11 protein-coding genes are annotated in these 11,191 nt (G+C 33.0%); 2 read left to right on the forward strand and 9 right to left on the reverse strand.

Going from position 1 to position 11,191, the window contains the following annotated elements:
* Positions 1-18: 18 nt before the first annotated feature.
* The 4 genes from KMW28_RS16950 to KMW28_RS16965 form a co-directional block, all read right to left on the reverse strand.
* Positions 19-276, reverse strand: coding sequence for a hypothetical protein (locus KMW28_RS16950; protein WP_066212515.1), 258 nt, complete (start codon positions 274-276; stop codon positions 19-21).
* A complete protein-coding gene (locus KMW28_RS16955; protein WP_169662832.1) occupies positions 277-927 on the reverse strand; it encodes a hypothetical protein in 651 nt (216 codons plus the stop codon).
* Positions 928-1,188: 261 nt separating this feature from the next.
* The gene (locus KMW28_RS16960) at positions 1,189-1,755 is read right to left on the reverse strand and encodes a DUF2911 domain-containing protein (protein ID WP_066212513.1); all 567 of its coding nucleotides are present in this window, start codon (positions 1,753-1,755) and stop codon (positions 1,189-1,191) included.
* 83 nt (positions 1,756-1,838) lie between these two features.
* Positions 1,839-3,086 (reverse strand): flavin monoamine oxidase family protein, encoded by a 1,248-nt coding sequence (locus KMW28_RS16965; RefSeq protein ID WP_169662833.1) that lies wholly within the window; start codon positions 3,084-3,086, stop codon positions 1,839-1,841.
* Between the two features lie 213 nt (positions 3,087-3,299).
* On the opposite strand from KMW28_RS16965, the gene KMW28_RS16970 reads away from it, so the two are divergent.
* Positions 3,300-4,046 carry a SpoIIAA family protein gene (locus KMW28_RS16970; protein ID WP_169662834.1) on the forward strand — a complete coding sequence of 249 codons (747 nt, stop codon included), beginning with the start codon at positions 3,300-3,302 and terminating at the stop codon, positions 4,044-4,046.
* A gap of 538 nt (positions 4,047-4,584) precedes the next feature.
* On the opposite strand, the gene KMW28_RS16975 is transcribed toward KMW28_RS16970, so the two are convergent.
* Entirely contained in the window at positions 4,585-5,739 is a 1,155-nt protein-coding gene (locus tag KMW28_RS16975; protein ID WP_169662835.1) for a 2-isopropylmalate synthase, read from the reverse strand.
* A 202-nt stretch (positions 5,740-5,941) separates the two neighbouring features.
* Between KMW28_RS16975 and KMW28_RS16980 the strand changes: the two genes are divergently transcribed.
* Positions 5,942-7,513, forward strand: coding sequence for a hypothetical protein (locus KMW28_RS16980; RefSeq protein ID WP_169662836.1), 1,572 nt, complete (start codon positions 5,942-5,944; stop codon positions 7,511-7,513).
* Positions 7,514-7,645: 132 nt separating this feature from the next.
* On the opposite strand, the gene KMW28_RS16985 is transcribed toward KMW28_RS16980, so the two are convergent.
* From KMW28_RS16985 to KMW28_RS17000, 4 genes are all read right to left on the reverse strand, one after another.
* On the reverse strand, positions 7,646-7,990 hold the full coding sequence (locus KMW28_RS16985; protein WP_169662837.1) for an Hpt domain-containing protein: 345 nt from the start codon (positions 7,988-7,990) through the stop codon (positions 7,646-7,648).
* Positions 7,991-8,017: 27 nt separating this feature from the next.
* Positions 8,018-9,385 (reverse strand): sigma-54-dependent transcriptional regulator, encoded by a 1,368-nt coding sequence (locus tag KMW28_RS16990; protein ID WP_066212506.1) that lies wholly within the window; start codon positions 9,383-9,385, stop codon positions 8,018-8,020.
* Positions 9,386-9,394: 9 nt separating this feature from the next.
* Positions 9,395-10,144, reverse strand: a complete 750-nt coding sequence (locus KMW28_RS16995) for a tetratricopeptide repeat protein (protein WP_169662838.1) — start codon at positions 10,142-10,144, stop codon at positions 9,395-9,397.
* 67 nt (positions 10,145-10,211) lie between these two features.
* Complete coding sequence (locus KMW28_RS17000) at positions 10,212-11,186, reverse strand: glycosyltransferase (RefSeq protein WP_169662839.1); 975 nt, start codon at positions 11,184-11,186, stop codon at positions 10,212-10,214.
* Positions 11,187-11,191: the final 5 nt, after the last annotated feature.

An 11,191-nucleotide genomic window follows, 5' to 3' on the forward strand; every position in this document is an offset into this window, starting at 1 on the left:
ATTAAACTTTAATTTAATTTACGAACAGCATCTGTTCGAACGTAATAAGTAAGCAACGTCAAATTTAAGTATGCCTCTAAAGGTCTTTATAAAAACATCTGATGTATTGATTGGACCATCATAATTAGAAGCAATTTCAGTAATTACATTACTTAAGTACTCCTCAGAAAGTTGATCGACATCTTCTTCAGAAGTCACTCCCTGATGATTAATTAAATGATCAGCAATCGTTAGACTCAGATGTTTTTCTCTCTTAGAAAATTCTAGCATAAGCATTTATTTATGTTGATGTTGGTCTTGAACAAGATGTTTTCTCAACAAATAAAGTACTGTTGGTAGTAAATCGTATACTGTTTCTTGTACTTCAATTGTATCAATTACTTCTTGATCAATATATTTATCGGTGTAGAATGACTTTGGAGGATTGTAGAGCGAATCTACAATTGTATTAAACTCCTCTTCATCTACTTCTCCTCTACCACTTAAATAGGTTGCATTCACTATCAATTCGGATAATGTTTGCGCTTGTTGGGTGTTATAACCATAATAGCTGGAATATAGAAGAAACTCCAATATTTCAGGTAATGGCTCTTTATCTACAGGTAGTTTATTGTAGAACTTCCTTAAAGTAGATATAAGATCTAATGTGTCAATAAGTACACAACCATCTTCAATCTGAACAGGAAACATCATCGACATGGCGTACCTTGTTTCTTGAATAAGGATGCTTTTCTCTTCTTCGACAAAAAACAACGTTATAAAGATCTGATCAGGATCTCCTTTTACTTGAAACTCTTCTGGGCCTTCAATAGCCTCCCACATACATCCAAGCACTCTCGCCCCTTCCTTAAAAAATCTTGGTAAGCGCATAAATTTGCACTCGTGATTTTCTAGGTACTCTTCAAGTGTCACCTTAGAATTCGTCATCTTTATATTATATACGTTGGTTTAATTGTCTATTAGTTTGCGTTATTGTATCAAAAAGTTTTTGACTTTAGATACTAACATCAAACTCTAAGTTCCAAAAATACAATTGAAAGTTCGTCCATACGGTATTTTCGGCTTAAAATCATGAAATAATATAAACATAACTTCATTAAAAACACAAAAAAAGAGTAATTGTTCCTCATTTATGTTAAAAAAAAGAACAATTACTCCTAAAAGCTGACGCAAACATAAGTTTACCACTTATTCTTTGGTCTTCATTTTTAATTTAGTTCGTACGTTATCCCATTCAAATACTAAGAACATACTCTTACTTTCTTCTCCTTTGGAAACATCAATTAAGAAGCTTTCAACAGCTTTAGAGAGATGTTCTACAGGTACCTTCACTTTTAATACATCCTGCTCTATAACTCTGCTTGCTTTTCCACCAAAACTCACTCCCCAATCGTTTAACTCTTTATTAAAAATGATGGTCCAATTGTCCGATTCAGGAATTGTCCACAATGTGTATTTCCCTTTAGGTAAAGTCTTTCCATCAATTTCTAAATCTGTACTTGTATTAAACACAGTCGGTTCATTCGCACCTGTTCTCCAAACATGACCGTAGGGAACAAGATTACCAAAAATCACCCTTCCTTTTTTATAAGGAGAAGAATAATTGATTGTTATATAATTACCATCCTCTTTATACACTTCCTCGACTTGAGGACTATGTTTTTTAGTTTGTGTAATCATTACCTCTTTAAAAATAAATCCACCTATAGCTAGGCAAACCAAAATTAAACAGATATATAAAAATGCTTTTCTCATGTGTTCGTTAATTAATAGAATGAATGCATACTAATGCTTATCGCTTAGTGTTCAAAAATTATACTATTCTTTAATTTTAAACATTATTTATCATTAAAATAAAGTCTAGCTAATTCTTCTGCTGTTTCCATTGCCCCGTGTACTGTAGAAGCATGTCCATTATCATTTAATGCTTCACCAATAAAAAACACCTTATCTTGTATAGGCTGCTTTAATTGTTTTCTATACTTTAAGCTATCTTTTTTAGAATAGGAATAAGTACCACAAAAATAGGGATCAGAGGTCCAATCTTTACCGTAATGATCTTTATAATGCATCATTACATTAACATCAGGAAACATTTCATCCAATTCATGTAAAAGAATTTCTGCCACTTCTTCATCTAACATTTGATTAAAATCTTTAGCGGCATCTGCCATTACATAAGCACAAATAGTTTTAGGTTGTGCAGGACGAATTAAGTACAATGGACATTTCTTTCCACCAATAATTTCACTTGTTTCAGGCTCCCAGAAGATTTTATCAAATCGAATAAATAATTTTCTACCTTTCCCAAAACCTAATTTTTGAATGGCCTCTAAATGTGTATCAGGTAATGAGGGTGTAAAATTGATTTTTTCTTTTTTCAATACACCTAATGATGTCGTTAGAATTACCTTATCAAATTGATTTGTTTTTCCATCACGAGAAAGTAAAATCACCCCATCATCACTGTAATTAACATCCATAATCGGAGCATTTAAAGTGATGCTATCTTTAAGTTTTTCTTCAAAAAAATCGATAGCATCCGCATATTTTCCATAAGAGAAAAAATTACGATGACCCGAAGTCCACCTCCACTCTTCCTCTCCTAAAGATGATGCATGTATTTTATCTGGAGAGGCTGAATATTCACTTGTAATACCATCTAAAATAGGGCGAATTGAAAGGTCGTACATCCCCAGATTCTTTAGAGATCTAGTAATATTACCATCAAATTCTTCCCTTTGTATATTGGCAAAATAAGTAAATAAAGAATGTATATTCTCTGGTAGTTCTTCTTTTTTATCTAAGTCTTTAAGCTTTTGATCCAACCACAAATATTCATTCCCATTAATTGGTTCTAAAAGATGACCTAAATGGGATAACATTTCATAGTTGAGCGCGTTACGCCCATGTATTTCTGCTGCTCCAAGTTCAACAAACTTTTTCTTTCCTTTTATTGTATGGGTATGTATCCTCCCTCCTAAACGATCTGATGCTTCGAAGATCATCACCTCGTGTCCTAGTTCTTTTAAAATACTACCTGCATACAAACCGGAGATTCCTCCTCCAACAATTCCAATTCTCATTTTCTGATTTACGTTTATTGACTGCTGAAATTACAAAAACAAGAAGCAAAAAACACCTTTTTTCAAATCCTTAATACTTAAAATCTCGTATATTGTTAAATAACAATTACAAAAAATAAAATCATTCACTGAGTAAACCGAAAATAAAAATCTACCTAAACTGATAGTTCTTTATTCTTTGAACTCAGAAGTATAGCTAATTAAAAACAACTTATGATTAACATTAATAACACACTAGGAAGTCAAATTATAGGATTTACATTATCCCAAAAAATCGATCTTGCAGAAATCGATCAATTAACAGCAGCTATTGAAGCAAAAGCTCAAAATGGCCCTGTACGTTTACTTGGAGAAATTGAAAACATTCAAGGCTTTGAGCACTACAAAAAATTCTATCAATTGATGAAAGAAAAGTATATCATCTCTAAAAAAATTGAGCGATATGCTATTGTGGACGATTACTCTTGGCTGAAACATTTAAGTGGGTTTGCCGATTTTATGGTTTCTTCTATTCCTATTAAAAGTTTTACGCTTCAGGATAGAGACAAAGCACTTGAATGGCTATTAAAACAAAATGAAATTTTAGACCCTGGTGTCTTTAAAATTGAGACCGATCACAATGATAAATTCCTGGCATACAGACTAAAAGGAAAAATTGCATCACAGGAATTTTCTATGATAAACAATGATTTCTTCCGTTTATCAGCTGACAAAATGCAGATCAATTTATACCTTGAGTTTGAGGACTTTAAGGGTTACAGTAACATCGCTGCTGTGAAAGATGATTTAAAGACAGGATTAAAGTATTACGGAAAAATTAAGAAGGTGGCTATTGTTGGCAAAGACAATGTTTGGGCAGATGTACTTACTCGTATAAGCGACATTTTTACACCTGGCGTCAACATGGAATACTTTAACTATAATGATAGTAGTAGAGCCAAAACTTGGTTGAATGTTTAATTAAACCCCTTTTATGAGATAAAAAAATGACATCCTCTTCAGAAAAGGGGATGTCATTGTTATTTGGTAATACTTATGTTGGAACAATGTTCAATGTGTCTCAAATATTGAATTGGTTGTAGGAATCGAGATTCCCAGTATGTAAAATAATTAGGTTAGAATAATTATTTATTGATGAAGTAGTTTAAATAAATGTCTATTATGACTTGACTTTAGTAAGTATGAAATGAAAATTGTTTATTTTTTATTATCTACATTACAAATGTAGTACGTTTTAAATAGTTGTTTTATGGTATATACCACACAAACCTATTTTTTTACACCATAAAACAACCTGCTATTTCGCAGGTTTTCCCAACCTTAATTTATTGACCTATTTTTTGATTTTATTGACTAATTTTTAGCTGCTAAAAAAGTATGGACAAAAAAAGAACGGCCTCCAAACGGAAGCCGCACTTACCACATACTAACCATAAATGGTTTTAAACCATATATAAACACATATAAACATAAATTCAATGTAACAATTGTGAACGAGTTATGCAACTTTCACAAACTGAAGTAGTTCTTTTAGGTGCGGATCTTCTACAGTTTGTAGTTTATCTGCCATTTTTAAGAACTCTTGGTAGGCTACTTCTAAAGCATCATGATCTAGAGTAACGCCTAATTTTTGCAATCTGTAGAACAATGCTGCTCTACCACTTCTTGCAGTTAAGACAATCGAAGATTCTGAAACTCCTACTTCAGCAGGATCAATAATTTCGTAATTGTCTCTGTTTTTAATCACACCATCTTGGTGAATTCCTGATGAATGAGAGAATGCATTGTCACCTACAATAGCTTTGTTAGGTTGAACAGGCATGTTCATTGTTTCAGAAACCAAACGGCTGATTTCATAAATTTTTTGAGTATGTATAGCTGTTTCGAAGTCAAGCATTCCATGCTTTTTCATTGCCATAACTACTTCTTCCATGGAAGTGTTTCCGGCTCTTTCGCCAATGCCATTTACTGTACACTCAATTTGTCTTGCTCCATTTGCTACACCAGAAAGTGAGTTGGCTGTAGCCATACCCAAATCGTTATGACAGTGTGTAGAAATGATTGCTTTATCAATATTTTTAACGTTTTCTTTTAAATATTGAATCTTCGCACCGTACTCTTGAGGAATACAATAGCCTGTGGTGTCGGGAATATTTACTACTGTGGCTCCAGCAGCAATCACCGACTCAACGACTCGTGCCAAGTATTCGTTATCTGTTCTACCTGCATCTTCAGCGTAGAATTCAACGTCTTCAACAAATTTCTTTGCAAACTTCACAGCTTCAGTACCTCTTTCAAGTACTTGGTCTCTATCCAATCGAAGCTTTGTGAAAATATGTTGATCAGAAGTACCAATACCCGTGTGGATTCTTGGTTTAGCAGCTGGCTTCAAAGCATCTGCAGCAACTTCAATATCTTTTTTTACGGCTCTAGTCAGTCCACAAACTGTAGTATTTCTAATTTCCTTAGCGATACGGTTTACTGCTTCGAAATCACCTGGACTCGAAATAGGGAAACCTGCTTCAATAATATCTACGCCTAGACTTTCGAGAGCACGAGCTATTGTTAGCTTTTGTTCTGTATTCAAGCGGCAACCTGGCACTTGTTCTCCATCTCGTAAAGTCGTGTCGAAAATATATACTTTATCACTCATAAGCTTAAACACTCTAGGTGTTTGAATAACTAATAATTAGAATAATACCTCATTACATTTGTAATGTATCTTCAAATGTAAATGGTGACTTAGAGCATCAAAAACTAAAAAATATACATTTTACGATGTTTAATTTAGATTTATTCGGATTAGAACGTAAATTTATAGGATAATTACACATTCAAACGCAAGGATAATTACGATGCCTAAAGAAAGATCGAATCACTTATATCAGTTAATCAAATCAATGTCAAGGAGTGAGAAGAGGTATTTTAAGTTGGTATCTACCGAATCAACGAATGCTTCTTCCAAAAAATTTATGTTGCTTTTTGACTTAATCGATAAGCAGGAAGAATTTGATGAAGATATCTTATTAAGCTCGACTCCTGAGTTAAAGCCTTCTCAGTTTTCAAACATGAAGGCTCACTTGTATAAGCGTATTTTACAGTCGCTTAGACAGTTTCATTTAACAAAAATGGAAGATGCTGAAATTCGAGAAATGATTGATCATTCTGAGCTACTCTACAATAGAGGGTTGTATGATCAGTGTGCAGATATTCTTAGAAAGTGTAAAAAGAAAGCGCAAAAAAATGATCACCTAGAACTTCTATTGGAAATCTTAAGATGGGAGAAAAGCTTACTTTCTCACACCTTGGATAAACACAATCAGAAAAGAGTAAATAAACTCATTCAAGAAGTTCAAGATGTTAATGATAGAATCAACTTAATCAACAGACTAACCAACATTAGTGTTAAGCTGAATGCTTTCTATTTAAAAACAGGATATGTAAAAAGTCCAAAAGACCTCTCTAAAGCAGAAGCTTTAGTGAAGGATGATGTTTTTGATATAGACGAAACTAAATTATCTGTTCAAGAGAAATTAAGTTTATACAATTTATATGTTGGCTATTTCTACTTTACTCACGAAGTAGAAAAGGGATTAAGTTATGCACTCAAATGCTTAAGCGTATTTGAGGAACAACCTGATATTATTCCTCCGAAACTGGATTTATATATTAGTGTAATCAATAATGTTCTTCACGGACAATACAAACTTCATTTATATAAAGACTTTGTGAAAACTAAATCATTGTTTAGGAAAATAAGAACAATGAAGAAAGTAGAACTAAGTGAGAATATCAAAATGAAATTGTTGAAATACTCCTACATACATGAGTTTAATCGTCTGTTTATGTTAGGTAATTTCACCGGAGGCATTCAACGACTCAACGCTCTTTTGAGTAATATCGAATTCTTCATCACTAAACTAAATAAGCACTCTAGACTTATTTTATATTACAAAATTGCTTGTCTCTATTTTGGTGCAGGTGATTTTAGACTTTCATCCCGTTGGCTCAATAGAATTATCAATTCTGATGCTTTGGAGATGGATGTAAGAGAAGATGTTCACGTCTATGCTAGAATCGTCAATCTGATTTGTCATTATGAAATGGGAAATACCGATTTGGTCGATTACTATGTAAAATCAACCTATCGTTTCATGTTGAGAAAAGATAACCTATTCAAGTTCCAGAAATACATTATGGCATTCTTGAAGAAGCTTTCTAGAAATATGAATGATAGTGAGCTTATGGAAGCCTTTATTCAATTGAAAGAAGTATTGAAGCCTCTGGAAAAAGATAAGTTTGAATCTCATCCTTTCATGTACTTTGATATTATCTCTTGGTTAGAAGGTAAAATTGAGAAACGAACGGTTCAAGAAGTGATTCAGGAGAAATCGATGTTGACAATTGGAGATGATTATCCGGTGTAGGTTGTTGTTTCATCATACTTGATGAACACTATTGAAACATCAATGAAAGGCTTCACTATAGAATGCCACTTGAACGTCATTCGAACTTCCCACGATTAAAATCGTGGGATTTCCCCAACCTAGAAATTTCAATTAAACCAGATTTATTTTTAATTCACTAATTAGAAAGTCAATTTCAGTAGATAACTCTTCAAACTCAAGTGGTAGTTTTTCAACTTGGTTTTCTTCTTTCGCCATTTTTTCCATCGAAAGAACTTTATCTTTAATTTTTTGTATCGCAATAAAATTGACAGATGATTTAAAACTATGCAAACTTTTATAGGCCGCTTTCCATTCTGCTCTATCAATTCCTTCTTTTATCTCTTTAAGTTGAATAGGAGCATCAATTAAAAAACGTTCCATCATTTCGGCAATAAAGGTTTTATCACCGCCTGAGAAAGTTTCTAGATAGGTTAAGTCAATTCTAGTTTTTTCCATTTGAACAAGATCTATTTCTACAGAATGTTAGTTTACTTTATTGGACAATTCTATTTCTTTCAGATATCGGTAAATTGTCACTTTTCCAATGTCTAACTTTTTTGCCACTTTTGCCACATTATCATCATATCGTTTTAAAAATCGCTGAATAATTTCAAAATTATATTCTTTAAGTGTCATTTCTTTTGACATCACCGATTCTAAATCTGACGAAGTAGAAAACTGAAGATCATCTGCTTGGATTTTATTTCCTTCGCACATTACTGCAGCTAATTCTATAATGGCCTTTAACTCACGGATATTTCCTGGATATTGATAGTCAAGCAATTTTTGCTTTGCTTCTGATGTTATCGTTACTTTTTCTAACTGATTTTGTGCTATAAATTGTTCTAATAGGTGTTTAGCTAAGAGAATTACATCATTCCCCCTTTCTCTTAGAGGAGGAAGGTAAATTGGCACTCCCATTAATCTGTAGAATAAATCTTCTCTGAATTTATTCGCCATCATTTCTTTTGATAAATCCCTATGCGTAGCTGTAATTATTCTTACATCTAATTTTACAATCTGATTCCCTCCAATTCGTACTACTTCCCTTTCTTGGATTACTCTTAGAAGCTTGGCTTGTAAGCTCATTTCCATTTCTCCAATTTCATCAAGAAAAATCGTCCCTCCATTGGCTTCCTCAAACTTTCCAATTCTTTTAGAGATTGCTCCGGTAAATGCTCCTTTTTCGTGACCAAATAACTCACTTTCTAGAAGCGATGTAGGAATAGCAGCAATATTGACGGCAACAAAAGGTTTCTTTGCTCTATTAGAATTATAATGAATTGCTTTTGCTACTACTTCTTTACCTGTTCCTGTCTCTCCTGTGATCGAAACATTAATGGCATTATCAGATGTTTTATGAAGAAGTTGAAACACTTTTTTCATTGGCAAACTGTTCCCTATAATAGAATTATCAAATTCATATTTATGAGAAAGCTCTTCCCTTAAATGTTCTACTTCTTCAATTAAAGATTCGTTTACTTTTATCTTATTGATAGCATTTAATAAACGCTCTCGAATGTCCTCATCTTTCGTGATGTAATCGTAAACTCCATATTTAAATAGTTTTACGGCTATTTTCACATCCGTCTGTCCTGAGATAACAATCACAGGAACATTAGGCATTCGCATAGAAATTTTTTGGATCACCTCTTCTCCTGTCATATCAGGCAAAGAGTAATCGACGGTAATTAAAGTAGGTTTTTGGTCCAAAGAGTTTAATAAATCCCTTCCTTTCTCAAACATTACCACTTCATGTTCATCATCCATGCTTAATATATAATTCAGCATTTTTGAGAACACTGCATTGTCCTCCAAAGCAAATATTTTAAACCTTTTGGATGTACTCATAGACCCTTTTTATTCACAATGTTTTTGTATTTCAGTAGCAGCATATGGATAACCAAAAACTTCCGCAGAAGCTAATAAGTCACACACTTCATCGTTGGCTTTACCAATCTTACCACTTAAAGCCAATGCTTTAAAATAATAAGCTTCGCCATATTTTTTGTCTAAGTTAATAGCATTTTCAATGGTTTTCAAGGCTGCATCGAACTGTTTCACTGCAATAAGTACCTTAGCCTTATGTAAGAATGCCCTTTTGTCTTTTCCATTGGATAATTCTATGGCTTTATCAAAATCTGCAAGTGCCTGATCTACTCCATTGATTTCAGCATTTTCAAGGGCTCTGTTCAAATAGATATCAGCTATTGTATCATCCAATTGAATCGCTTTTGTATAATCTAGAATAGCCTCTTCATGATCTCTTTGAAAACGGTTGGCATTCCCTCTGTTATAAAAATATTGATATGCTTTAGGAAAATCCTTTTCAGAATTCTCATATACATTAATGGCTAAAGTAAATGATTTTTTGGCCTGGCTATATTCTTCTAACGACATAAAAGCGACACCTCTCGCATTGTAGGCATCTGCATTTTGGTTGTCTTCTTTTAAAGCGGCATCAAATAATGAAATCGCTTCTTTAAATTTACTATCAGAAAGTTTCTGTTTTCCCTGATTGGTTAATTCTTGCGATGATGGTGAGCAAGAAAAGAAAGATAATCCTGAGATAATAAGGGCGAATAAAGTAATGTTTTGTTTGTGTTTCATGCTGCAAAAATAGAAATACTTTTTTGAAATTTCCCCTTCTCGAAAATAAGATAAAGATATTTTTTCCTTAACTGATTTTTCGTTGCTGTAACCACCAAATATAAAACCTCGACCAGTCTATATTGAACCGAATGGAACATAATAATAGTTTATCAAAAAAAGCTAGTTTGTTTAGTTTTTTATATAACTGATAATAGGCTTTGGCTAAAAAATTATTTCCCGTTAAAGCCGCTATCCTTCCATGATAAAGCACCGAATTACTCAAAGAAATATCTTCCGATTTTTTGGTATTCATTTGATGGGCCTTCAGACATATCTTTAATGTTGATTTGAGTAATTGATTCCCTCTCTGATAATAAAATTGTTTTCCCAAAGATCTGGGTAAATCTCGTTTTAGAGTATTGATTTTATCGTAAAACGCGAACTTATTGTTTCTTGATAGACGTATCCATACATCAAAATCTTCGTAAGCTAGCGTTTCGTCATACCCTCCTATTCGACGTAATGCCGATGTTCTAAAAGTAATTGTTGGTGCTGAAAATAAAGGTGGATTACTCAGTACTCTTTCATATACATCTCCGGTGGTTACTGTTTCTAATAATTTACCATCAAGATCTCTTTTGAAATAGGATTTTTTAATACTCTCTCCTTGTTCATCTATCATTTCAACATCAGAAAAAACACAGGCGTATTCCTTCCCATACTTTATAAAACACGCTACATCGTCTTCAACTCTATGAGGTAGCAATACATCATCAGCAGCAAAATCAATCACAAATTCGCCCTTTGCAATTGCTAATGCTTTATTGAATGCCTTACAGTTTCCTATGTTGTTTTTTAATGCTAAAAAAGTAGCCTCAATTCTATATTTTTGTAATGATTCTTTAATACGATCAACAGATCGGTCATTACTAGCATCATCTACAATAATTATTTCTATATTAGTATAAGTTTGTTGTTTTATCGATTTCAATGCTTCTTCTACGAACCCTTCATGATTAAAACACAAACATATTACTGTCAACAAAGGAGTATTAGACATTCTTT

Origin of the sequence: Flammeovirga yaeyamensis, assembly GCF_018736045.1 — a bacterium.
GTDB lineage: Bacteria > Bacteroidota > Bacteroidia > Cytophagales > Flammeovirgaceae > Flammeovirga > Flammeovirga yaeyamensis.

Coding starts and splice junctions, on each gene's coding strand:
- KMW28_RS16950 (WP_066212515.1), bottom strand. CDS start 276: ATGCTTATGCTAGAATTTTCTAAGAGAGAAAAACATCTGAGTCTAACG.
- KMW28_RS16975 (WP_169662835.1), bottom strand. CDS start 5,739: ATGAGTGATAAAGTATATATTTTCGACACGACTTTACGAGATGGAGAA.
- KMW28_RS17000 (WP_169662839.1), bottom strand. CDS start 11,186: ATGTCTAATACTCCTTTGTTGACAGTAATATGTTTGTGTTTTAATCAT.
- KMW28_RS16970 (WP_169662834.1), top strand. CDS start 3,300: ATGATTAACATTAATAACACACTAGGAAGTCAAATTATAGGATTTACA.
- KMW28_RS16980 (WP_169662836.1), top strand. CDS start 5,942: ATGCCTAAAGAAAGATCGAATCACTTATATCAGTTAATCAAATCAATG.
- KMW28_RS16990 (WP_066212506.1), bottom strand. CDS start 9,385: ATGAGTACATCCAAAAGGTTTAAAATATTTGCTTTGGAGGACAATGCA.
- KMW28_RS16995 (WP_169662838.1), bottom strand. CDS start 10,144: ATGAAACACAAACAAAACATTACTTTATTCGCCCTTATTATCTCAGGA.
- KMW28_RS16985 (WP_169662837.1), bottom strand. CDS start 7,990: ATGGAAAAAACTAGAATTGACTTAACCTATCTAGAAACTTTCTCAGGC.
- KMW28_RS16965 (WP_169662833.1), bottom strand. CDS start 3,086: ATGAGAATTGGAATTGTTGGAGGAGGAATCTCCGGTTTGTATGCAGGT.
- KMW28_RS16955 (WP_169662832.1), bottom strand. CDS start 927: ATGACGAATTCTAAGGTGACACTTGAAGAGTACCTAGAAAATCACGAG.
- KMW28_RS16960 (WP_066212513.1), bottom strand. CDS start 1,755: ATGAGAAAAGCATTTTTATATATCTGTTTAATTTTGGTTTGCCTAGCT.